The sequence below is a fragment of the Christensenella minuta genome (genome assembly GCF_003628755.1).
Lineage (GTDB): Bacteria > Bacillota > Clostridia > Christensenellales > Christensenellaceae > Christensenella > Christensenella minuta.
In genome coordinates this window covers 2,218,639-2,241,665 of the sequence record NZ_CP029256.1, presented here as the reverse complement: position 1 = coordinate 2,241,665, position 23,027 = coordinate 2,218,639, and the positions used below count along the sequence as shown (strand labels likewise).

Genomic DNA, 23,027 nt, shown 5'->3' with positions numbered 1-23,027 from the left:
GAAACGTTCGCTTGCGTACAGATGGAGAAGAGGATTATGGATAACAGCGGAAAAGTAAGCAAGGGATTTAAGCGGATCATTACAATTGTAGCCGCGATTGCCGTTATGGTTGGAATGACGGTTCCAACCGTTGCGATGGAAGGCAACGAAGCGGCCGCGGAGGAAATAACGACGATAGAACAGGCTTCTGTTTCCGATACGGACGGAGAGGAATCAGGCGGACCCGAAACGCAGGAGGATCCGGTGCAAGAAGCGCCGGAACCAAATGCCGGGGGAAGCGGTGAAGAAGAGGCGGAGAGATCCGAAGGACCAGAGCCCTCCGGAACGCCGGAACCCGGAGAGGGCGATCCGGAGGATGAAACGGGAACCCTTGGCATAAAAGAACAAACGGACGAATCCACGTTTGAGCTGTATAGCCCGGACCTGTCGCCGGGAACGCCGCTGGCGGTGCCGGGGGTGGAAAGCATTTCGCCCTTTGCGCTGGGCGACTGGAGCCCCGCGCTTATGTATCCGGACGTTGTTGCGGTCTGGTTCGACACAGGTGGGAACGAGACCTCCGCACCGGCGGGAGCATCCATTACGGTTACGCTGATGGATAAGGGACCGCAAAATTCCTATACGGACTGGACGCCTTCGCAAACGCAGTACAATACGTCGAAAAATACGGAAACACTCAACGCGGAAAACAGCTTTAACGGATGGTTCGACAACATCCTCATCGCAAGATCGAAAAAGCTTATTGTGAGCGGCGTACCGGAAGGATATACGGTTACCTTCGGCGATCCGTTGAAAAACGATACGGTGGGCGAATATCCGTATAACCAGGGGGACCCGCTGACCGAGGCGGGTACCTACTATGTGAACCTGACAAAAACCGGTTCCGCAGCAGTGACACTGAGTGGCATCACGGTGAAGACGCCGCCATTAAAAACTGTTTATACCGAGGGCGAAAGCTTTGAAACAGCGGGGATGGTCGTGGAAGCGACCTATTCCAACGGTTCGAGCAAAGTGGTCACAGGGTATACCTGCAGTCCGGCGGGGGCGCTCACGGCGGGCGTGAGCCAGATCACCGTCACCTATGAGGAAGGCGGAGTGCGGAAGACGGCGGCGTTCGATATTACGGTGAACGCGCCCGCGCCCGTCCTTGCCAGCATCGAGATCACGGCACAGCCAACAAAGACGGAATACACGGTGGGGGAAGCCTTTGACCCGGCCGGGCTGGGTGTGACGGCGAAGTACTCAGAGGGCGGGGCGGACAAGGTCCTTGCCCCCGGAGAGTATACGCTTTCGGCCCCGGACATGGGGACGGCGGGGACGAAACCCGTCACCGTCACCTATGAGGAAGGCGGAGTGCGGAAGACGGCGGCGTTCGATATTACGGTGAACGCGCCCGCGCCCGTCCTTGCCAGCATCGAGATCACGGCACAGCCAACAAAGACGGAATACACGGTGGGGGAAGCCTTTGACCGGACGGGAATGAAGGTGACGGCGAAGTATTCAGACGGCAGCACAAGGGAGCTTGCCGACCATGAATATACCCATACGCCGGATGGTGCGCTCACGGTCAGCGAGAATCAGATTATTGTCACGCACGATGGGCATACGGCAGTGCTGCCCATCACGGTAAACGTGAAAACGGCGCCTGCGCCGGAGCCGACCCCCGCGCCCGCACCCGGGCCGGATTCCGGACCGGATGGCGGCAGTACAACGGGCACGGCGACGGATACGCCCGAAACAAATACGAATGGCTCAGGCAGTGACGGTTCCATGCCGCAAACAGGAGCACAGGATACTGTGGCGGCAATGACGGTTCTGTTCTTTGCGGCGGCGCTGGCAATGTTCCTGCTTCTGGCGCAAATGGCGAAGAAAAACGAGATTGGCATACAAGACGGCGCGGCGGTTCTCCTTAAGGGCGGTATATTCCGCAAAATAAGGAATACGCTTCTTGGCAAGGCGCTTGCGGTCATGCTGGCGGTGCGGATGCGCCGCATAGTGAAAAAACAGGAGTAGAATGGCAAGACACGAAAGAAAATCAAAAAAAGGCGCATGGCTCTGGATTGGGATCATAGCGTGCATCTGCGTAATGCTCTATGCCGGGGCTGCGATTTACACACAGACAAAGGAATACGCGCAGGGCGACCAACTATACGGCAGCCTGCAGGACGCTGTGGTGAAGCAGGATGCGGAAACCGGGCAGATATCCGCGGAAGACGCTGCGGCCGGTAGGATCGACGTTGCAGAGCTGCGCCGGATTTCCGGCGGTGCGGTGGCGTGGATCTATTCCGAAGACACGGTGATCGACTATCCTGTGATGCAGGGCACGGACAACAGTTACTACCTCACCCACCTGTACGACGGGACGGACAATAAAGTTGGGGCGATCTTCCTTGATTACCGGAACTCTGCGGATTTTTCGGATAAAAACTCGGTTTTGTACGGGCACCACATGAAGAGCGGCAAAATGTTCGCCAGTCTGGAAGGATATAAAGACCAGGACTATTATAACGGGCATCCCCACCTTTTCCTGTACACGCAGGGAAGGACTTACCGCATCGACTTGTTTGCGGGATATGTAGTGGACGGCACGGCGAACGACATTGAGTTTAACCCGGACGACGAAGCCCTCCAGAGCTTCGCGGCGGAAGCAAAAAGCAAATCGACTTTTTCCTCTGACGTAACCGTCGGCGCGGGGGACAGGATCGTGACAATGGTCACCTGTACATACGATTTTAAAAATGCCCGCTATGCGGTGGTGGGGAAGCTGTCGGAAATTTGACGGCCGGCAGCATGGATAAAAAAGATTAAGAAAGGTCAAGGTAAATTTTGTGAAAGCAATGAAGAAAAAGTTTAGGGGGATACTGGCAGTCGTGGTGGCAGGAATTATGATGCTGGCTATGGCGGTGACGGTGGCGGCGCAGGAACCGTCGGCGGAAGAAAGCCAGCCGGCAGCTGCAGCTGAACCGGCGGTGCAGGAACCGTCGGCGGAAGAGCCATCCGTGGAACCAAATCCGGAACCCACGCTGCCCACTTCCGCCCCGGAGGCGTCCGAAACGCCGGAACCCACCCCATCCGCGGCTGAATCGAACGCCCCGGAGCCCTCTTTGCCTGCAGAAAACGTTCCGGCAGAGACGGCACAGCCGGAACCGGAGGAACCCCCGGCAGAGCGGCAGCCGGATGCACCCGCGCCGCAGGACGAAACGCAGGCGCTTGCTCCTGCGGAAGGCAGCCGGGATGAAACACCGGGCTATGACGTTCCCGCCGTTTTTCTCTCGGATATTTCCGCAAAGGGGAATGACGATACGCTGGCACTTACGGAAAAGCAGCTGGAGAAGATCGAAAAAAACCTGCCGGCCGGCCTCGGCCCTTACCGCCGGGAGATCGTCCTCAAAGCATACTCTCTCGTGGGCAGGGTAAATTATTTCTGGGGCGGCAAAAGCACGGCGAGCGGCTGGGATGTACGCTGGGGTAACGACGCGGTCGTGGGCAGCGCGGGCAGCAGCCAGACGGGGACCATCCGGTCCTACGGCCTGGATTGCAGCGGATACGTGCTCTGGTGCATGCTCAATGCGGAGGAATCCTTTACCGCGCAGCAAAATCCGGCATGGCCGTTTGACAAGGCCGGCCTGACCAATCAAATTGGCTACGGTACGGCGGGCCAGTGGGCGCATTCCTATGAGATCCCATGGGAAGAAGCACAGCCGGGAGATATCGTATTTTATAAAAACCCGCAGGATGCGGGGATCAATCATGTCGGCATTCTCGTCGGCACAGACGAGGAAGGGGCGACGCTTGTGGCCCACTGCTCTTCCTCCAAAAACAATGTCGTTATTAGTTCCCTTGAAGGCTCGGGCTTTTGTTATGTCCGCCGCCTGGCGTATCTGGACGGGCGGGAAACCGCTCACAATCAGCAGGAAGAAGCGAAAATCAAGGTTTCAACCGCGCCAAACGGGTTACCGTTAATGTTGACGGAAGAACAGGCCTATGAAGGAGCGATCCTCAATGGGTGGACAGTCAACTGACGGATTAAATCAAGCAAGGAGAACGTATATGGGAAGGTTTGGCAACAGGTTTTTAAACGCAATCGGATTTGAGGAAGCACCAGCCGCCGCATACGGCGAAGGCGGTTATGAGGAGACGGTTCAGGCAGGGCCGCGGGAGCGCGTACGTTCCGGGAAAAAGGAAAAGGGCAAAATTATCCGTATGTACGACGGGGAAACGAAGATTCTCATCTACGAGCCAAAGGAATATGAAGACGCCCGGGAGATCGCGATGGACCTCGAATACGGCAGGCAGGCCGTCGTCAATGTAGATGGACTGGAAAACGGAACGGCACAGCGCATCGCCGATTTTGTAGGCGGGGCGGCCTATGCCCTGAAAGGACAGATCAACTGGGTGACGCCTACCCTTTTCATTGCCGTGCCCGCGGAGGTAGAAGTTGAAACGGACGGCGGGAATTTTGATGCAAAAACGAAATTGAATTGGTAATAGATCAGGGAGGAAAGGAACAGGAGTATGAAGAAAAGGAAAATGTTGGTCATGATGGTCCTTGTGGCGGCCATGCTTGCAGTGGCTACGGGCTGTATGCCGCAGACGGCGGAAACTGTCGAAGTAGGAGGACAGAAAGTCGTCACGCTGTATTCCGTCGCAGGGGAGCGGCCGATTACGGGAACGTCCAAGAGCACGGGGACTGACGGCGAAAAAACCATAGTGACCTACGGCAACGGCGAAGTGACCGTAGAGGACATCAACAATTATCTTGCGAAGCTGGTAAACGAAGACGGGTTCATAGTAACGCAGGAGGTGCAGAACGACGGAACCGGGCAGTCTTACCAGATTGGGAAACAGACGGACGATGGGAAAGCGCTCCTGATCGATTTCTATTTCGTGGACGGACAGGAAACGGTCATCACCTACCAAGTCGTTGGATAAGGCGCGCCAGCAAAGCAAAACAAGACGAAAGCTCTTGCCCAAGGGGGCAGGAGCTTTTTATATGCGCAAAGGACTGCCCTGCCGGAGCGGCGGACATGGCATGGGAAATCCCTTTATATCAACATCATGCGGGGGAAAAGACCGCCGGGTCCTGTGAAAAACACGGCTTCCGGCGCACGGAAGCAGCGTGGCCACGCAGATATGCAGCTTCGCGGATGGGGAATAATTAGCCGCCGTATAGAACCAGGAGACAAAAAACGGACGCAGGGGCGCCTGTTGCAGCAGGGCCGTTTAGTTTCCTCCCGCAGGGCCGTCTTTGCGCCAGTCCTTTCTTGCCCACGCGTCCGCCAGTGCAAGCTTTTCCTTGCGGGACAGGCGCTTGATTGCGTATTCGCGCTTCATGGCGGCCTGCTTTGTCGCAGCCGGTTCGACATAAGCGAGCCGCACGGGACGGCGGGGTTTGGTATATTTCGCGCCCGCGCCGGACTGGTGGGCAGCAAAGCGCCTGGCAATGTCGTTGGTCCAGCCGGTATATAGCGTGCCGTCCGCACATAAAAGCATATAAACGCAAATTCCCTTCATCCCGCCACCGCCGCGCACGCAAGCACGATAAGCTCCGTCACACAGAGCAGGAACCCGGCAAGGTCGCCGGTCAGCCCGCCGAATTTGCCGTAACAGATGTGTCGGAAGATCAGGAACCACAGGAAGGCGGCCGAGGCTGCGGCGGTCCCTGCGAGAGGAGCAGCCAGGATCATTGCGGCCGAGGCTGCGGCGGTCCACACGACGCTCACCGCCCGCACGGCCTTCCTGTCTGCGCCGTCCGCAAAGGCATGCGCAAGGCCGGTGCTGCGTGCGAGGCGCAAGGAGACGATGGCAAATGAAGCGTATCCGCGCGCGAGCACATAGCCGAGGCACAGCACCAGTGGCGCAGAAGGATTTGCGGAAAATTGTACGGCAAAGCCAAAAGTAAGCAGGAGGCAGGCCGCACAGAAGATTATGCCGAACGCGCCCACATGCGGATCTTTGAGGATATCCAGCCGGCGCTGCGGGCTTTGGTGCGAACCCAGCGCATCTCCCGTATCGATCAGGCCGTCGAGGTGGATGCCGCCCGACAGGATGACGGGCAGCAGCGTCAGTACGGCGGCAAACAGCACGGGACCAAAACCCGCAGCGCCGCACAACCATATCCACAGCCACGCAGCCATGCCGCAAAGCACGCCAACCAGCGGGAAAAAGCACATGGCGTATTTCATGGTGGACGGGCTCCAGCCAAGCTGGGGCATAGGCAATATGGAATACATTGAAAATGCAGTCGCAAGACCGCCGAGCGCTGATTTCATGGCAGGAAGCCTTTCTTTTGCGGGAATTCTCACTCCATCATACCATTGGCGGCGCAAAAAAAAAAGGGCGTGCGGCTCACACGCCCGGCAGGTTCTTTGGATGGAGGCCGAGCGGACCGAACACGAACACGTCGACCAGCTCTGAGACGTCGTCTCCCTGGTAAACCGCTGTCCGGCTGGTGAGAACGGCGATCAGTCCGTTCAGCAGGATGGAAATCAGCTGTATGAGGGAAAACTGTTCTTCCGCAGGCACGCCGCAGCGGCCAAGGAAATCCCGGATCATCTCCGACTGGGCTGCGTAACGGCTGCCGGGCAGCGCCCGGATGACCGGGTCTCCGGCCTGCTTTGTCAGCGGCGACATGTGAAGCAGGGCATGGAACTGCGGGTGCCTGACCATGTAACGGAGATAGGATTTGCACATCGCGACATAAGGTTCGGGCGCATCGTGCATAGAACGGGCGAGATAGGCTTGAACCCGCACGGCGATACGGCCGCAGCATACAGAGATCAGGTCCTGTTTGTTTTCAAAATATTTATAGGCCGTGGCGTGCGTCACGCCGCAGTCTGCGGCTATTTTGCGCAGGGAAAGGTTCTCCACGCCGACTTTTTCGATCCCGCGGATCGTCGCGTCGATCAGGCGGTCTTTGAGGCTTTTTGTTCGCTTTGCAGCCATCGGGACGCTCCTTTCATAGAATTCTGCCAAGCAGCAGGCGGAGCATGGAAAGCGTCGCCTCGTCACGGCCTTCCTTCGGCAGGAATCCGCTGTGCAGGGCGTATTGCAGGCCGTTAATAAAGCAGAGCAGCAGAATCTGCCCCTCCGTCACCGAAGACTCTTGTTTTTTCCCGGGAGGGCCGGGCGGAGTCTTTTTGATATGTTCCATTACCTTTCCCACCTTAAGTATCCCCTTCAGGAGCGGGGCGGGAAGGGTACTGAGCTTATTCAATGCCTTCAGGTTCGGCATTCCCGCATATTTCACCAGGTAAGAGAGTTCTTTTCCGTCGGATTCGATCAGGTAGTAGGGATCCCTGTTCTGGTTCAGCAATATTTGAAAGTGGTGCGGATATTTTTCAAAAAGTACCAGGTATGCCTGGGCAAACCGGTTCATTTTGACGGCAAAATCAGCGGAATCCCTTGATAGGGCGTCCATACAGTATTCGGAAATCATTTTTTCAATCCGGTCGCCGACCGCGCTCAGGAATTCGTCTTTATTCCGGAAATGATTATAAATCGCGTGCGGGGTTACATGGCACAGTTCGGCCATTTTACGCATAGTAAACTCGTCCATGGTGTGCTCATTTAAGAAATCGAGCCCGGCCCGGATCAGTTCGTCACGTAATGATCCTTTTTTCGTGTCACGGCTTTTCAAAACAAGCCTCCCGTCCATTCAGATAATCCTTGGTCAGTTAATTTTATATTATACAATATTCGCCTGCAAGTTACAATCCAAATCATCAACGAAAATGGCTACAGAGCTTGCGTTTTCTACATGGGAGACAACCGGGACGGACGGATGGGCGCAGGGAGGGAACGACGGGGAACGATAAAAAAGTTACCATTGTATATTGAAAATGGAAGAGCGATCCGATATAATACATTTTTAGAAAAGTATAAGAATGCGCTATAAGGGATTCTCCCGCGGAAACGGAAGAGGCATGCGGCGCGATCAGGGCAAAACCGTAGAAATACGGCGACGCAAAGTCAGGGGCCTAAACTGCTTGCAGCACGGCAGCCGATTGCCTTTTGAGCCTGCTCAAAAGAAACGGTCCAAATTTGTTCCATCGGCAGAAAAGGGAACGGAAAGAGGAAAATGATGCGATCGGGAGAAAAGAGGCCGCGGCTGCTGAAGAAAGGTGTTTGCCTGTTCCTTATGTGCGCTGTTTTTGCGGGGGCGTGCGCCGCGTACGCGCAGGAGCCGGCCGGGAGCGGTCCCTCGCAGGAGCCGGTTGCGGCCGAAACACGGACGGAGGAACCGGAAGCCCCGGCAGGACCGGAACTTGCGGGATTTAAGACCAGCGGCTTTGCCGCATCCCCGGATGCGCCGAAGGACGAAACCGACGACATTGACCAGCTTGGCCTCAGCATCCCGGAGTTTTGGTATGTGAATGCTGCGGGAGAAGCGGCCGCTGTTTTGAAAAAGGACGGGATATTCGATCTTTCGGGCGTAAAAGCGGAAGATATCAGGGGGCTGCGGCTGCGCCTTGATTTCAGTATCCTCAAAAACGCGGATGAGCGGTCCGTCGCGCCGGGAGATACGTTCCGCTTTGAATTCCCGGCGGCCTTCACGGTAGGCGATACCGCCGGACCCAAGGAGATGACAGGCGGCGGGCAGGTTGTCGCCACCTATGAGATTCGTGACGGCGTGCTGACGGCGACCTTCGGGGAAATCGTCGGGAACCCCGGCGCAATGGACATCACGGGCGGCTGCCTGCTCGATTTTATGCTGGAAAACGGCGTGCTGAGCCAGGGAAGCACTACAAGCGTGGGCATCCCCCTGCAAAAGACGCCGTCGGGGGATACGGGAGTGGAAGTGCTTTTCCCCAAGGTATCCGTACCGGACGGCGTAGAGAAAACAGGCGAATACGACCCGCAGACCGGGCGGGTCGCGTGGACGGTAAAGGTCGGAACTAAAACGCCCGGGGCGTCCCTCGCGGGCTATAAGGTGACGGATACGGCGGGTGAGGGACAGTCCTTCGTTTCTGCGGAGATCGAGAAAAACGGCGCTTATGAACTCCTCGCGGATTTTGCGGCGGAGGGGTTTTCGTATACCTTCGGGGCGGACGACAAAGCGCCGCAAACGCTTCGCGTGGTGACACAGGTGACAAAAGACGTCTTTACGGCGGCCGGTCAGGCTGCCCTTCCCCGCGTGGCCAACACTGCGGAGCTGTCAAACGGCGCGGCTGCGCCGCCGCAGGACGCTGAGTGGACGGCGGTGGGTGAAGTGACGGTGCCTATGGGCAGGATCGATAAAACGGGCGAACAGGTGAGTGCCAACAAGATGGGCTGGACGATCACAGTGAACGATAATCCCACCCCGAATACCATCCTCGGGGCAGTCATACGGGATACGCTTTCCGCCGACCTTAAACTGGACGAGGCGTCGCCCACGTTAAAGATAGGCAGCGGGAAAGCAATAAAGCTTCCCGTAAATCCCACGCCGCTGCCGGGCACGCCCTATGCTACGCTTGACAGCGACAATCACTTTGTGGTTTATCTGGGCGATATCAACGGAAAATATACCCTTCACTTTGAGACGCTGGTAGAAAACGGGGTGGGTACCGGCGCATCTCCCACGCTTGAAAACAGCGCGTCGCTGGAAGGGCGGCTGCCCTTTGGGGACGGAGACGAACCCTATGTGGTGCAGGGAAGGGTCGGCCCGGTCTCCTCCGCATTCAATACGGTCCATGTGGCAAAGACCGCGGGTGCGTTCGATTATGCCGCCGGTGAGCTTCGCTGGAGCATCAAACCCTCCGCGCGGATGGAGCGTTACGACCAGGCCGTTGTTGCGGACAGAATCCCGGACGACCAGGAATTTGTGGAAGGAAGCGCCGTAATCCGCAATGCCGCGCGGCCCGAAGGCGCGCAGGAGCTTACGCCCGAAGAAGTCAAAGGCATATTGGGCGTGAACGGAAAAGAAATTACCTTCACCTTTGGGGCCGCGGAAGATACGGCCGAAGACTATATCGACAATATTACAATCGAATACCGCACGCGCGCCCTGAATTATTTTTCCGAAAATGGGATCGCGCATAAATACAGCAACAGCGCAAGCCTTTCCGTTACGGCGGGGGAAACCTCCTACGGCGCAACGGATACGGCAGACAAATGGATCGCCAACCACATTCTTGCGAAAACCGCGGCTTATGAGTTTGACGACGGAGAAAACAGGGGATACATGCACTATGCAGTGACCGTAAACGGCGACGGGACGAACCTCGGCGGCGTGACCGTGAGCGACGACCTGGCCGGATATAATGAGGCCACGCGCATTAACGACCTGGCCGGAAACGATATCACGGATGAATTCCCCATGCCGGACTGGGAGTTCGCAGCCGAAAAATTCCGCGTGGAGAACGTTACGGACGGAATCGACAGCATGCAGGGCTACGGAATCGGCGAAGGGAAAACAACCTTTGAAAACGGCCTGCTGCATGTGCCGCTCGGCGAGCTGCAAAAAAAATACCGTATCCATATTTATATGGAGCTGAAAAACAAGGATGCGTTCCTGGCCCGCAACGTGAAAATTATTACCGGGAATACCGCGACGGCGGCGGCGGACGAGTTTACCTGCCCGCAAAAGACATTTTCTGTATCGGCCGCGCAGCCCGCGGCGCAGGATGCGTTTGCAAACAAGCTGATCGATAAAAAAAGCCTCGGGTACGACGGGGACGGCATTCCCGCGAACATATTGTGGGAAGTCCGCTTCAACCCCAACGGGGCCGCGCTCGGCTATTGCGCGGTAGAGGATACGGTGCTGGCAGGGATGGAATTTGATTACGATTCGGTCGAACTTTACGTAAGCGCACATACCGGGGGTACGGTGACGGGAACAGGCGCGAAGGTCCCGAAGACAGGCTACCGAGTGGACGTCGCGGCGCATGCGGACGGCTCGTCCACCATGAAGGTGACCCCGCCGCAGGACGGCAGGGCGTATACGCTCCGCTACCGGACGAACATCACCGGGACGCTCACGGATATGAATGTGAAAAACGACGCGGCGCTTCTTTCCGGAGGTTCGCCCCTCGCGGAAGACTATGCTCTGCAAATGGCCGGCGAGAACGCGTGGGCGAATCTGACATGGAAGGCCGCGCACCAGATTTATAAATATGACGCCGACGCAGGGGAAGCCGTACCCGTGCCGGGTGCGGTTTACGGCCTGTTCCCCCGGGGAGGAGCAGGCGGCGTACCGCTTAAGACCGGGATCACGGATTCGGAAGGCAAGATCATGTTCTGGGGTCTCGAACAGAATACGGCCTATGATATCCGTGAAATTACGGCGCCGGACGGCTACGTATGCGATCCGGAGGTCTATACGTTCACCACCTCGGCGGACACCTACGATCCGTCCCGCGTGGCTTCCCAGCCCGTACCCGAACGCCGCACGGCGGCCACGGTGCAGATACGCAAGGCGAGCAAAGAGGATCCTTCCGCAGGTATCGGCGGGACGGTATTCGCGCTTTACCGCACGATGGACGGCGCTGTGCCGGACGGCGTTCCCGTTGAGTTTTCCGGTTCTGCCGGCGTCTATACCTATGTGGGATGCGGCGTGGATGGAACCGGCCTTTACACGGGAGAAGACGGCAGATTGATCCTTGACGGATTGCCGTGGGACGAATATTTTCTGTGCGAAACACACGCGGCGGCGGGGTATCTCGCGGATATCGGAAGGCGGTATGCAATCACGGTGAACCCCGCTGGAAGCGCCTCCTTCGACAGTGCTTCGGGAATATCGGCCGTTGGCACGGTGCTGAACGATCCCACAAAGGTGGAAGTCCTCAAAACAGATGAAACAGGGCAGCTCCTTCCGGGCGCGCGGCTTTCGCTCGAGGATGCGCGGGGCAACGTTGTGGAAACATGGGTGAGCGGGACGGAGGCAAAAACTTTTACCGGCAGGCTGGAGGCGGGCGCTTCCTACACGGTACGTGAGCTTTCGCCGCCCGCAGGCTATGAGGCGGCGCAGCCGATTTCTTTTTCCGTAAAGACGGATGGTGCGCTCCAGTCGGTTCTGGTTATCAACAACAGGCAGCCCGGCCAAAACGGAGGAACGGCGGAAGACCCCGGGCAAGCGCCGCCGCGGGGCGGGGAAGGGATCCGGGAGGCCGGAAAAAATACCCGCGCCCCACAAACGGGGGACGCGGAGGCCACTCCGCTGCCGCTGCTCGCGGCCCTGTCTGCAAGCGCGGCAGGATGGGCGCTGCACTCCCTGCGGAAAGGAAAAAGATTTTCATGAAAGCTACCAGTGTATATTGACTTTTGCTTTTCATGAACCTAAAATAATACTCATAAAGCAGTAACCAATGTATACAAACGGGAGCTTTTGCAAAGCGCGAAGGCAGGGTTTCCGTTGTCTATTGAAAGGGGAAGAACAGATGAACAAAAAAGAACTGGTGGGTAAAGTGGCGGAAAAAACGGGAATTATGAAAAGGGATGTCGAAACCGTGACGGACGCGATCCTTGAAGAGATCAGGGAAACGCTTGCCGCAGACGGAAAAGTGCAGCTGATGGGGTTTGGCGCATTCGAGGTAAGGAGCCGCGCGGCGCGCAACGGCAAGAATCCGAGGACTGGGGAAACAATCCGTATGCCGGAGGTAAAGCTTCCCGCATTCAAGGCGGGGAAGCTGCTTAAGGATGCGGTCAGGTAAAAAAGCTTCCTAATTACATTCATTCATATAATCAATTAATCGGAGGTATTATTTATGAAGAAGTATGTTGCGGAATTTATCGGTACGTTTGTGCTGGTATTATTCGGCTGCGGTACGGCGGCGCTTTCGGGCGGCATCGGCGGCGTGACCGGGATCGTGGGCATCGCGCTTGCGTTCGGTCTTTCCATCGTTGCGATGGCATATTGCATCGGGAACGTTTCGGGCTGCCACATCAACCCGGCGGTATCCTTTGCGATGCTGATTTCCAAGCGCATGAGCGGCAAGGATTTCGTGGGCTATGTAATCGGGCAGGTGCTTGGCGCAATCGCTGCAAGCGCAGTGCTGATGGCCATCGTAAACAACGCTGACCTCGGCGGTATCGCGGCGACGGGCCTTGGACAGAACGGCTTCGGGGAAGCGTCGTCGGTCGGTCTTTCCATGGGCGGCGCGTTCCTCGTGGAAGTGATCCTGACGTTTGTGTTCGTGCTGACGGCCATGGGGGTGACTGCCTCGGAAAAGATGGGTTCAGTCGCGGGCGTTGTGATCGGCCTTACGCTGGCATTTGTGCACATCATGGGCATCCCGCTGACGGGTACGTCCGTAAACCCGGCGCGGAGCCTTGCCCCGGCGATCTTTATGGGCGGGCAGGCGCTGGAGCAGGTCTGGCTGTTCATCGCGGCCCCGCTTGTCGGCGCGGCGCTTGCGGCGCTCGTGTGGGTGTTCCTCATAAAAAGCAAGAAGGAACAGCTTGCATAAAGAAGAAACAAAAAGCAGGTACCATGCGAAAAACGCAGGGTGCCTGCTTTTTTTCTGCCTTCCTTTCCGCAGCGGGCGGCGGTCAGATATCATATACGGCGCTTCCGAGCCACCCGGCCACCTCGGGATCGGTGTGGTCGAGAAAACAGCTTTTTCCCGTGTCGAGCGCGGCGATCTTCTTCATATCTTCCCCTGTCAGCGAAAAATCGAAGATATTGAAGTTTTCCGCGATGCGTTCTTTATGCACCGACTTTGGAATACACACCACGCCGCGCTGGGTAAGCCAGCGCAGCGCCACCTGCGCCGCGGATTTTCCGTATTTTTTACCGAGCTCCACCAGCACCGCGTTTTGGAAAAAGCCGTTCCTGCCCTCGGCAAACGGACCCCAGGACTCGATCTGCACGCCCTTTTCCCTCATCAGCGCTTGGTATTCCGTACGCTGAAAAAAAGGATGGGTCTCAATCTGGTTCACGGCGGGCACAACCTCATTGTGCATGATGAGGTCCGTAAGGCGGTCGGGATAGAAATTGCTCACGCCGATCGCGCGGATCCGTCCTTCCCTGTAAAGCTCCTCCATTGCCCGCCAGGAACCGTAATAGTCGCCGAACGGCTGGTGGATGAGGTACAGGTCGAGAAAGTCAAGGCCGAGGCGCTCGAGGGACCTTGAAAACGCCTTTTTGGTGCTTTCATAGCCGGCGTCCTGAATCCAGAGCTTCGTGGTGATAAAAAGTTCTTCGCGGGGGATGCCGCTTTTTTTCACTGCCCGGCCTACGGCCTCCTCGTTCATGTAGGCTGCGGCCGTATCGATGGAACGGTAGCCCGTTTCAAGCGCGGCCAGCACCGCCTCTTCGCATTCCTTTGGCTCTGCCTGATAGACCCCAAATCCGAGGAGGGGCATCGTGATACCATTATTGAGCGTTACGGTCTGCATCGTATGAAACCTCCTTTTGTTCAAGCATATCCGCTTTGTGCGGAACGCTTTTTTATGATATACTCAGGGTAACACCTTAGAGTTACTCGAAGTCAAGGGCTTTTTTAAAAGGAGGAGACATTTTTGTATACGGTAAAAGAGATCGCCGCACTGGCCGGGCTGTCCGAGCACACTGTGCGGTATTATACGGACCGGGGGCTGATTCCCTGTGTAAAACGCGACAAAAATAATAACCGGTCGTTCGACGAAGAGGCGCTCAATTGGTTTACGGGCGTAAAGTGCCTGAAAGCGTGCGGGATGCCCATCGATTCCATTAAGGAATATGTGGACCTGTGCCTTGAAGGGGACGCGACCATCGAGCGGCGGCAGAAGATTATCCTCGAGCAAAAGGCCGCTGCAGAGATACAGCTCCGAGAGGCAGAGCAGCGGCTCCGCTACCTCGAGAAGAAGGCGGAGCATTATGCGGCGGTTGCGAGCCGCAGCATCCCGGACGACACAAATCCGGGAAAATGGGCAAAAAAAACGCGGAAGGCCTGCTGAGGCTGCGCGCATAGTTTATTCTGTGAACGAAAAGAAGCTGTCCGCATGGCCTTGCGGGACAGTTTCTTTTATCACCGGGGGATATTCCGGGGGAATCCCCTCCTGCGCCGTTTCCACAGCCCAAGGAGGAGCACGGCGAAGGAGATTGAGCCAAGTATTACAAAGGACAGGATGAGCGGACCGAAATCGTAGGAACCGCCTTGCCAGAACCCGGCGAAGTCATTGCCGATATAGGTCATCGGGAGCGCGCTGGCAGCGGACTGCACGCCCGCAGGCAGGCGTTCCACCGGTACGCCCATCAGGCCGCAAACGATCATGAAGCCGAAATACAGTGTCATAGTGACGGCGTAGGCCGGGCCGAATTTGCCAAACAGCGTGGCAATGCCGTGCGCCAGCATAAACAGGATCAACGCGAGCAGGTAGATGGAAGAGACCAGCAAAAGGACGCTTTCCGCGGCGGGCGGCTCGATGCGCAGGAGCAGGAGATCGGCAGCCGTATAAATGGCAAGCGCGGCCGTCATGAAAATGAGGTTTGCGAGCATCTTGGCTCCGAGCAGAATGCCCTCAGGGCAGCCGAACAGCCGCAGCCGCAGGGGAACCTCCTTTTCAAGCTCCTGCGAATAGTTTGCGGCATAACCGATCAAAAGCGTTGCCATAGGCACGATCAGGCTCATGGAAATAAAGACGCCCGTTTCAAAAGAGGGGACGGCCTCCACGGGCATTTCGCCCGCAAACGCCTTTGAGATGAGCAGCGACATCAGGATGGGAAACGCCACCCCGAAGAAGACGGAAAACCAGTTTCCCGCCGCATTGCGCAGCTCATAGCCCACAAACCGCAGGGTCAATCTCTTCATAACGGTCCACCTCCTGAAAGTACGTTGCTACAGAGAATCTCGATATCCGTGCCGCTTCGCCGGTAGTCGATATTTTCCCTGATGAAGAGCGACGTGAGCCGTGACTCCTCCGCTTCGTCCGTACAGGGGAAAGCGAGCAGGTGTCCGGGCGCGGCGATCGTTTTCAGGCGTGCGGCCAGCGCGCGGTTTTTCCCGTTTGCGGGAATGGTGACGACGGCCCGCCCGCAGTAGCGGCGGAACAGCTCCTCCGTTCTGCCGAACGCCGCCACATGCCCGCGGTTTAAAATCAGCAGCTTGTCTGCAAGGCGTTCCAGCTCGTCGTAATAATGTGAAACGACCACAAGGGCGTTTTCCTTTCCGGCGTACCATGCGCGCATTTTTTCCATCAGCTTCTGCCGCGTCTCAAAATCGAGGCCAGAGGTCACTTCATCAAAAAAAGTCAGGGGCGCGTCCTGATACAGCACTAAAATAATGGTCAGGCGCTGCTTCTGCCCGCCGGACAGCGCCGTATATTTTTTGCTCATGCAGCCCTGGAATTCAAAAAAATCAACCAGGCCGCGTAATTTTTTATCTGTTTTTACATCGGTATTGAGGATGGCCGACATAATATGTTTCACAGGCACCGTGCCGACATAACTATTTTGCTGCATATGCACGGAAATGTCTTCCGGACGCAGCCTCGTGCGGATGCGGCCATGGTATGGCACGAGGCCGAGCACCGCTTTTAAAAGCGTAGTTTTTCCCGCGCCGTTCGAGCCGATGACGCCGATCCGGTCGCCCGCGCCGATCACAAGCGGGCGCTCTACAAGGAGGGCGGTCTGTTTTCCGTACCGCACCTGCAACCTGTCGATGGCCAGCATAGGTATCACTCTCCTTTCCCCCCAGTATAGGGCGCAAAAAAAGCGCCGTCTATCTATTTTCGGCGAGGCGCTTTTTTTACCGGGTAAGCGGTGGAAAAGAGAGGATAGGATGCATACGCATACAATTTACCTGCGGGCGCCGCCTTTGCTTCTTCCGGCGATCTCAAGGAATCCGGCGAGGGGCGGTGAAAGGTATTTATCTTTATGGTAAACGGTGTAATTTATATTTTTGAGCTGCATCCCGCGGATATGGACGCGCTTAAGCTCGCCTGCCGCAAGCTCTCTTTCGATGAGCACTTCGGGAAGGATACTGACGCCAAGGCCGCTTTTGGCCGCGGCAACGAGCGCCTGTGAATCCACGCTCGTCCACGCGGGTTTCGCAACGAGGCCGTGCAGCATCATCGCGCTGTCGAACAGCTCGCGCACAGAGCTGCCCTTTTCCCGCAGCAGCAAAGTTTCGCGCATGAGGGCAGTGGGAGAAACGGAACGCGGCCCCGGATAGGAGGGCGCGCATACGGCGGCAATGGTGAAAGAGGAAAACGGCCGCGCGACGAGGCGGCTGTCCGTCACCGCGCCTTCAATCAGCGCGGCATCGATCTCATTGGCGAGCAGCCTCTCCGTATTATGGCGGGCGGTATCCACGCCGACGGAGACGGGCGTGGCGAAGGATGCGGAAAAAGCATGCAGGATATCCGGCAAAAATACGTTGGCAATGGTGATGCTCGAGCCGATGCGCAGCGGAGACGCGAAATCGAGCTCTCCCGGGCTGCGCTCAAGGTCGCCCATAAGCTCCACGATGCGCGCGGCCTTTTCATAAAACGCCCGGCCCGCACCCGTGAGATGGATGCCGCGGGAAATACGGTCAAACAACACGCATCCGGTTTCCCGTTCAAGCCCGGCGATCACATGTGATACCGCGGGCTGGGTCATATACAGCCGCTTCGCGGCCCGGGTAAAACTCATTTCCTCGCACACGGCGCAGAAAATAGAAAGCTGCCGCAGGTTCATAGCTCCTCCAAATATATTACTATATAGTAATGAAATAAATAAAATAATAGCATTTTATTTATGGAGATGCAATCCATATAATAGAGGTATGGAACAAAAGAAAGTATCTCTTTTATGGCTGTTTGGAATCAATTTATTTATCAGCGCCTTCACCTTCGGGGGCGGCTATGTCGTCGTCCCTATGATCCGTAAATATTATGTACAGAAAAAAGGCCTGTTCGACGAAAAGGAATTGATGGATCTCGCAGCGTGCGCACAATCCTCCCCCGGGGCCATCGCGGTCAACCTCGCGGCGGTCACGGGTTACCGCGTGGCGGGCAAAAAGGGCGTCCTGATCGGCTGTGTCGGCGCGGTCATCCCTCCGCTTATCATCCTGACGGCGATCTCGTTTTTTTATGCCGCGTTCAGTGAAAACCAGATCGTCCGCGCGGTCCTCAGGGGCATGGAAGCGGGGGTGTGTGCGCTGGTTGTGGATGTGGTGCTTGACATGGGGCGCGCGGTCTTCCGGGAGAAGAACCGCCTGCTGAACATTCTGCTGCCCGCATCGTTTGTACTCGTGTTTTTCCTGCAGGTCAACGTAGTGTTCGTGATCGTGGGAAGCGCGGCGGTATCCCTTGCCGCGGGCCTTGTCTCAAGAAGGAGGAAACGCGATGGAGCTGCTGTTTAACCTCTTTGGGAACTTCCTCCAGGTGGGGCTGTTCAGCTTCGGCGGGGGTTATGCTACGATTCCGCTGATTCAGGAATATATCGTGGAAACGCAACATTGGCTGACATATGGAGAGCTGACGGATATCCTGACCATTTCGCAGATGACGCCCGGCCCCATTGCGGTCAATACGTCTACCTTTGTGGGCACGCGCATCGCGGGCCTGCCCGGAGCGGTGGTGGCTACGGTTGGCTGCGTGATTTCGGGCGTTCTGATGGCAACGATCCTTTATTACCTGTTCCGCAGATACAGCGGCATTCAAGGCGTGACGGATGTGCTTGCCGGACTGCGCGCTACGTCGGTCGGGCTGATCGCCGCTTCCGCGTGCACCATCTTGATGATCGCGCTCACGGGAGCCTCCGGGTTTGGGGAAGGTACGCAGGTGAGCCTCGCCACGGCGGGAATCTTTGCGGGCATGCTGGTTTTGCTGCGCAAATGGAAATGGAGCCCGATGCTCGTCATGCTCGTTTCGGGCGGCGCAGGGCTGCTTTTGTTCGGGGCGTTCGGCCTGTGAGGGAAGCGGTGCTGGGCGCTTTAGCCGCGTCGCTTTCCATGCCCGTGAGGATCAGTGCGCCGCGCTGGTCGAGGATATGCGTTTCCAGCTCGTCCGCGGCCGTAAGACGGGCTTTTTTCCACCGGATATGCTCGCAGACGGTCGTGATATACCGCTTGATATCGTCATACTTGTTCACACAAAGCACCGCCTTTCAGTACGCTTGCCACCGCGGAGGAAAAGGTATCCCACTCTTTTCGCTTTTCCACGAGCAGCCTGCGTCCGTCATTTGTGAGTTTGTAATATTTACGTGTCCGCCCCCACGCTTCGTGGTCATAGGACTGAACCATACCCTTTTTCTCAAGGCCGTGCAGCAGGGGATAGAGAGTCCCCGCCTTGAGGGAGAATATATTTTGGGAACGCTTCCCAAGCTGTTCGATCATTTCATATCCGTACATATCTTTATTTTCCAATAGCTTCAAAACAAGCATCGTAGTGCTTCCGGTCAGCAGGCTTCTGTCAACGGGCATTGCTCCATCCTCCTTATATATCGGTTATCGATATATAAATAATAGATCGGCGGCCGATATATGTCAAGAAAAATATAAAAACAAACAGCAGAAAGTAAAGAGTTAGGCAGCAAGGGAGAAAGAACGGTAAGGAGCACGCCTAAAAAGACAAATAATAAAGGATCGGCAATAAGTACCGAGCGCGGCACTGCCGCGCGGGTAAAAAGGGGACTCCGGCCAAAAGTGAGTTTTCAAAGCAGAGCAAGAAAGCGAACAAATAGGCTGCGGTGTGACTTGGCCGCCTTTCGGCAGTTTTCGTTTACAGGTTTTCCAAAATACGGATGTCGTTTTTAACGATGAACTGCTGCTCCGCAGGAGGCATACCGTTCATCAGTGAATTGAATGCGAGCTTTACCGCTTCATATCCCTGCGCAAACGGCTGCTGGCAGATCGTCGCCTGGATCAGCCCCGCACGCATCAGTTCCTCGGTCTGCGGGATATGGTCGAACGAAACGATGTGCAGCCTGCGTTCCGGCAGGAAGGACTGTACAGCGCGGCACACGCCGTATACGCCTGCCGCGGCAAGGAAGATCGTATCGATCTCGGGATACTCCGTGAGCATCCTGCGCGTGCTTTCAAAACCGATCATATCGTCGTCTTCCGTCTCCATGATAGACAGGAAGCGGAACTTGGGATATTTTTTATACATGACGTCTAAAAAGCCGTTGATACGCTGTTTATGCCCAAGGATGTGCACCGAGCCCGTGAGGATGCCCACGTTGGCCACACCGCCGGTAAGAAGCCCAAGCATGCCGCAGGCGATGCGTCCGCCTTCGAAATAGTCGCTGCCTATATAGCACAGGCGGCGGCAGTCCTCGATATCCGTGTTGAGCGTATACATCTGCACGCCGCGGTCGGAAAGCGCGTTGATTTTTTCCGCGACCGCCGGGTCGTTGATAGGATTCAAAATCAGGGCGTTCGTGTCCTCGCCCATTTCATCCATGGCCGCAAGCTGGGCTGCTACGTCATAACCCTTCTGGGTGCGCAGGACCACCTTAACGCCATAGTCGTGAAGCTCGCGTTCCGCTTCGTGTACGCCGCGGATGACCTCGCCGAAAAAAGGATTGCCCTCGCTCGCCAAAAGAACGCCGATGATATATGATTTTTTACGGGCGGCAAGCGCCTTGCCCGCGCGGTTGGGCGTATAGCCAACCTGCTCGGCAATACTGCGCACCAGCCGTTCTTTTTCCGGGGAAACGTGCCCGCGGCCGTTGAGAACGCGGTCCACCGTGCCGCGGGAAACGCCGCTCAGTTCGGAAATTTGCTTAATTGTAGCCATGATTGCTCCGAATCCAGATACTATTTTTATGTGCACGAGCACATAATATATGATTTTATGATAATGCTTTGCGCGTTTCCTGTCAACAGCCTTTGAAAATAAAGAAAAAAGCATTGACGGGAGCAAAATGCAATGGTATTCTAAAAGTAATAAACGTGTGCTCGTGCACAAGCAAAACAGCTACGCAACTCAAAAATGAATTTCAAGGGGGGAATCACGATGGAAATTCAAGCGGTCACCTCGCCGGCTTTCCGTAAATACGGAAGGATCGTCAAGGGGATTGATTTCGATGAACTTTTGAAGGCGATGGAAAGCACGCCGACGCCGGACGGGGTGGTTTACGAGCCAAGCATTCCGCAGCTCGAGGCGACCCGTGTATTCAGCAGGCTGCGCGATTCGGTATACGGCGGACTGCCGGTCCAGGTCGGCTATTGCAACGGGGACAACCATACGTTGAACGCGCTGGAATACCACCGTTCAAGCGAGATCAACATCGCATGCACGGATATGGTCCTGTTGATCGGTATGCAGCAGGATATCGACCCGGACACCTATGAGTATGATACGTCTAAGATGGAAGCGTTCCTTGTGCCTGCGGGGACGGCGGTGGAAATATACGCGACCACGCTGCATTATGCGCCGATCAGCTCCGGCGGAAAATTCCGCGTAGCGATTGTGCTGCCGAAGGAAACAAACGAACCGCTGCCGTTCACACCCGGCAGGGAAGGTGAGGAGGCGCTGCTCTTCGCACGGAATAAATGGCTAATTGCCCATCCGGAAAGCGGTCTTGAAAAGGACGGTGCATTCATCGGTCTTACGGGTGAAAATATTACATTATAAATTATGCGAGCAAAAAACTATTTGGAGGTCAAAGTAATGGGTAACAATATTCCTGAAGTAAAGCTTGGCGTGATCGCGGTAAGCCGCGATTGCTTTGTCATCTCGCTGTCCGAACGCCGCCGCGCGGCAGTAAAGGACGCTTGCGGAAAGAAGGGAATCGATCTTTTTGAAGCGAAAACCACGGTGGAAAACGAGACCGATATGCAAAAGGCGGTCGAAGAAGTAACGGCGGCCGGCTGCAACGCGCTCCTCGTATTCCTCGGCAACTTCGGCCCGGAAACGCCGGAGACGCTGATCGCGAAATATTTCGACGGCCCGGTGATGTATGCCGCGGCAGCCGAAGAGACAGGCAAAGACCTGATTAATGGACGCGGCGACGCATACTGCGGCATGCTCAACTGCTCATATAACCTCGGCCTGCGGAACCTCAAGGCGTATATCCCGGAATATCCGGTGGGTACCGCGGAGGAGATCGCGGACATGATCGCGGACTTCGTTCCCGTAGCGCGCGTGCTGATCGGTCTTGCGAACCTCAAAATCATCACCTTCGGTCCGCGCCCGCAGGATTTCTTTGCCTGCAACGCGCCGATCAAACCGCTGTATGACCTTGGCGTGGAGATACAGGAAAATTCCGAGCTGGACCTGCTGGTGGCATACCGCGCGCACAAGGACGATCCGCGCATCGCGGATGTCGTAGCGGATATGGCAAACGAGCTTGGCATGGAAGGAAACCAATATCCCGACCTGCTGCCCCGTATGGCGCAGTTTGAGCTTACGCTGCTCGACTGGGCGGAGCAGAACAGGGGCGCGCGCAAATATGTCGCGTTTGCGGACAAATGCTGGCCGGCATTCCCGTCGGAATTCGGCTTTGAACCCTGCTATGTGAACAGCCGCCTTGCTTCAAGGGGAATCCCGGTGGCGTGCGAAGTGGATATCTACGGCGCGCTTTCGGAATACATCGGCGCGTGTATCACGGGCGACGCGGTTACGCTGCTCGACATCAACAACTCTGTTCCGCGCGATATCTATGAAGAGGATATTAAGGGCAAATACGATTATACGCTGAAAGATACGTTCATGGGCTTCCATTGCGGGAATACGCCGTTCTGCAAGCTCGCAAAGGGCGCGGCGGTGAAATACCAGCTGATCCAGAACCGCCTGCTTGAAAACGGCGGCGAGCCGGATTTCACGCGCGGCACGCTCGAGGGCGATATCGCGGCGGGACAGATTACCTTCTTCCGCCTGCACGGTGCGGCAGACGGTACGCTCCACAGCTATATCGCGCAGGGCGAGGTCCTTCCGGTTGCGACGCGTTCGTTCGGCGGCATCGGTATCTTCGCCATTCCGGAAATGGGCCGCTTCTACCGCCATGTGCTGATCGAAAAGAACTATCCGCACCACGGCGCGGTCGCGTTCGGCCATGTCGGCAAAGCGCTTTTCAGTATTTTCAATTACCTTGGCGTGGACGACATTGCGTTCAACCAGCCGAAAGGGATGCTGTATCCGACGGAAAATCCGTTTGCCGAATAAAAGCAAAGAAGAAGCCCTGCCTGCGGCAGGGC

At 56.4% G+C, this 23,027-nt stretch carries 24 protein-coding genes and 1 riboswitch; of the genes, 13 read left to right on the top strand and 11 right to left on the bottom strand.

Features of this window, described 5'->3' with window-relative positions; translation table 11 throughout:
* Positions 1 to 36: 36 nt before the first annotated feature.
* The 5 genes from B1H56_RS10760 to B1H56_RS10740 are packed head-to-tail and all read left to right on the top strand — an operon-like array spanning position 37 to position 4,929.
* On the top strand, positions 37 to 2,010 hold the full coding sequence (locus tag B1H56_RS10760) for a bacterial Ig-like domain-containing protein (protein WP_162938996.1): 1,974 nt from the start codon (positions 37 to 39) through the stop codon (positions 2,008 to 2,010).
* Position 2,011: 1 nt separating this feature from the next.
* Positions 2,012 to 2,776 carry a class B sortase gene (srtB, locus tag B1H56_RS10755; RefSeq protein WP_066739862.1) on the top strand — a complete coding sequence of 255 codons (765 nt, stop codon included), beginning with the start codon at positions 2,012 to 2,014 and terminating at the stop codon, positions 2,774 to 2,776.
* Positions 2,777 to 2,834: 58 nt separating this feature from the next.
* Positions 2,835 to 4,019 (top strand): C40 family peptidase, encoded by a 1,185-nt coding sequence (locus B1H56_RS10750; RefSeq protein WP_121419002.1) that lies wholly within the window; start codon positions 2,835 to 2,837, stop codon positions 4,017 to 4,019.
* Positions 4,020 to 4,047: 28 nt separating this feature from the next.
* Positions 4,048 to 4,485, top strand: a complete 438-nt coding sequence (locus B1H56_RS10745; protein WP_066519583.1) for a cell division protein SepF — start codon at positions 4,048 to 4,050, stop codon at positions 4,483 to 4,485.
* 27 nt (positions 4,486 to 4,512) lie between these two features.
* Entirely contained in the window at positions 4,513 to 4,929 is a 417-nt protein-coding gene (locus B1H56_RS10740) for a hypothetical protein (protein ID WP_066519581.1), read from the top strand.
* Between the two features lie 291 nt (positions 4,930 to 5,220).
* Here the strand turns inward: B1H56_RS10740 and B1H56_RS10735 are convergent, their stop codons facing one another.
* From B1H56_RS10735 to B1H56_RS10720, 4 genes are all read right to left on the bottom strand, one after another.
* Positions 5,221 to 5,511: a GIY-YIG nuclease family protein gene (locus B1H56_RS10735; protein WP_066519578.1), complete on the bottom strand. Its 291-nt coding sequence runs from the start codon at positions 5,509 to 5,511 to the stop codon at positions 5,221 to 5,223.
* Positions 5,508 to 6,269 carry an adenosylcobinamide-GDP ribazoletransferase gene (locus B1H56_RS10730; RefSeq protein WP_066519577.1) on the bottom strand — a complete coding sequence of 254 codons (762 nt, stop codon included), beginning with the start codon at positions 6,267 to 6,269 and terminating at the stop codon, positions 5,508 to 5,510. Before B1H56_RS10730 ends, B1H56_RS10735 begins: the two co-directional genes overlap by 4 nt.
* Positions 6,270 to 6,345: 76 nt before the next feature.
* Positions 6,346 to 6,942 (bottom strand): TetR/AcrR family transcriptional regulator, encoded by a 597-nt coding sequence (locus B1H56_RS10725; RefSeq protein WP_066519575.1) that lies wholly within the window; start codon positions 6,940 to 6,942, stop codon positions 6,346 to 6,348.
* Between the two features lie 13 nt (positions 6,943 to 6,955).
* Positions 6,956 to 7,636 (bottom strand): TetR/AcrR family transcriptional regulator, encoded by a 681-nt coding sequence (locus B1H56_RS10720; protein ID WP_066519573.1) that lies wholly within the window; start codon positions 7,634 to 7,636, stop codon positions 6,956 to 6,958.
* A gap of 291 nt (positions 7,637 to 7,927) precedes the next feature.
* A riboswitch (cyclic di-GMP riboswitch) is annotated at positions 7,928 to 8,011 on the top strand.
* A gap of 126 nt (positions 8,012 to 8,137) precedes the next feature.
* Between B1H56_RS10720 and B1H56_RS10715 the strand changes: the two genes are divergently transcribed.
* From B1H56_RS10715 to B1H56_RS10705, 3 genes are all read left to right on the top strand, one after another.
* Positions 8,138 to 12,217 (top strand): MSCRAMM family protein, encoded by a 4,080-nt coding sequence (locus B1H56_RS10715; protein ID WP_207667488.1) that lies wholly within the window; start codon positions 8,138 to 8,140, stop codon positions 12,215 to 12,217.
* Between the two features lie 139 nt (positions 12,218 to 12,356).
* Complete coding sequence (locus B1H56_RS10710; protein WP_066519569.1) at positions 12,357 to 12,629, top strand: HU family DNA-binding protein; 273 nt, start codon at positions 12,357 to 12,359, stop codon at positions 12,627 to 12,629.
* Between the two features lie 54 nt (positions 12,630 to 12,683).
* Positions 12,684 to 13,385: an MIP family channel protein gene (locus B1H56_RS10705; RefSeq protein ID WP_066519567.1), complete on the top strand. Its 702-nt coding sequence runs from the start codon at positions 12,684 to 12,686 to the stop codon at positions 13,383 to 13,385.
* Positions 13,386 to 13,467: 82 nt separating this feature from the next.
* Here B1H56_RS10705 and B1H56_RS10700 read toward each other — a convergent pair whose 3' ends face one another.
* Positions 13,468 to 14,316 carry an aldo/keto reductase gene (locus B1H56_RS10700; protein WP_082771100.1) on the bottom strand — a complete coding sequence of 283 codons (849 nt, stop codon included), beginning with the start codon at positions 14,314 to 14,316 and terminating at the stop codon, positions 13,468 to 13,470.
* 123 nt (positions 14,317 to 14,439) lie between these two features.
* On the opposite strand from B1H56_RS10700, the gene B1H56_RS10695 reads away from it, so the two are divergent.
* Complete coding sequence (locus B1H56_RS10695) at positions 14,440 to 14,856, top strand: MerR family transcriptional regulator (RefSeq protein ID WP_066519562.1); 417 nt, start codon at positions 14,440 to 14,442, stop codon at positions 14,854 to 14,856.
* 71 nt (positions 14,857 to 14,927) lie between these two features.
* Here the strand turns inward: B1H56_RS10695 and B1H56_RS10690 are convergent, their stop codons facing one another.
* From B1H56_RS10690 to B1H56_RS10680, 3 genes are all read right to left on the bottom strand, one after another.
* The gene (locus B1H56_RS10690) at positions 14,928 to 15,710 is read right to left on the bottom strand and encodes an ABC transporter permease (protein WP_066519554.1); all 783 of its coding nucleotides are present in this window, start codon (positions 15,708 to 15,710) and stop codon (positions 14,928 to 14,930) included.
* Positions 15,707 to 16,570 carry an ATP-binding cassette domain-containing protein gene (locus tag B1H56_RS10685; RefSeq protein ID WP_066519552.1) on the bottom strand — a complete coding sequence of 288 codons (864 nt, stop codon included), beginning with the start codon at positions 16,568 to 16,570 and terminating at the stop codon, positions 15,707 to 15,709. Before B1H56_RS10685 ends, B1H56_RS10690 begins: the two co-directional genes overlap by 4 nt.
* Positions 16,571 to 16,696: 126 nt before the next feature.
* Positions 16,697 to 17,578 (bottom strand): LysR family transcriptional regulator, encoded by an 882-nt coding sequence (locus B1H56_RS10680; RefSeq protein WP_066519549.1) that lies wholly within the window; start codon positions 17,576 to 17,578, stop codon positions 16,697 to 16,699.
* A gap of 88 nt (positions 17,579 to 17,666) precedes the next feature.
* On the opposite strand from B1H56_RS10680, the gene B1H56_RS10675 reads away from it, so the two are divergent.
* Positions 17,667 to 18,245: a chromate transporter gene (locus B1H56_RS10675; protein ID WP_066519547.1), complete on the top strand. Its 579-nt coding sequence runs from the start codon at positions 17,667 to 17,669 to the stop codon at positions 18,243 to 18,245.
* On the top strand, positions 18,229 to 18,798 hold the full coding sequence (locus B1H56_RS10670) for a chromate transporter (protein WP_066519544.1): 570 nt from the start codon (positions 18,229 to 18,231) through the stop codon (positions 18,796 to 18,798). The genes B1H56_RS10675 and B1H56_RS10670 overlap by 17 nt, the downstream gene beginning before the upstream one ends.
* Here B1H56_RS10670 and B1H56_RS10665 read toward each other — a convergent pair.
* The 3 genes from B1H56_RS10665 to B1H56_RS10655 all read right to left on the bottom strand — a co-directional run bounded on the left by B1H56_RS10665 (position 18,743) and on the right by B1H56_RS10655 (position 20,625).
* Complete coding sequence (locus tag B1H56_RS10665; RefSeq protein ID WP_066519541.1) at positions 18,743 to 18,976, bottom strand: hypothetical protein; 234 nt, start codon at positions 18,974 to 18,976, stop codon at positions 18,743 to 18,745. The two genes, B1H56_RS10670 and B1H56_RS10665, sit on opposite strands and share 56 nt — an antisense overlap.
* Positions 18,963 to 19,307: a PadR family transcriptional regulator gene (locus tag B1H56_RS10660; protein ID WP_066519539.1), complete on the bottom strand. Its 345-nt coding sequence runs from the start codon at positions 19,305 to 19,307 to the stop codon at positions 18,963 to 18,965. Before B1H56_RS10660 ends, B1H56_RS10665 begins: the two co-directional genes overlap by 14 nt.
* Positions 19,308 to 19,605: 298 nt before the next feature.
* Positions 19,606 to 20,625: a LacI family DNA-binding transcriptional regulator gene (locus B1H56_RS10655; RefSeq protein WP_066520027.1), complete on the bottom strand. Its 1,020-nt coding sequence runs from the start codon at positions 20,623 to 20,625 to the stop codon at positions 19,606 to 19,608.
* A gap of 219 nt (positions 20,626 to 20,844) precedes the next feature.
* Between B1H56_RS10655 and B1H56_RS10650 the strand changes: the two genes are divergently transcribed.
* Both B1H56_RS10650 and B1H56_RS10645 read left to right on the top strand, forming a co-directional pair.
* Positions 20,845 to 21,465, top strand: a complete 621-nt coding sequence (locus B1H56_RS10650; protein WP_066519538.1) for a DUF4867 family protein — start codon at positions 20,845 to 20,847, stop codon at positions 21,463 to 21,465.
* Between the two features lie 36 nt (positions 21,466 to 21,501).
* Positions 21,502 to 22,995 (top strand): L-fucose/L-arabinose isomerase family protein, encoded by a 1,494-nt coding sequence (locus B1H56_RS10645; RefSeq protein WP_066519531.1) that lies wholly within the window; start codon positions 21,502 to 21,504, stop codon positions 22,993 to 22,995.
* Positions 22,996 to 23,027: the final 32 nt, after the last annotated feature.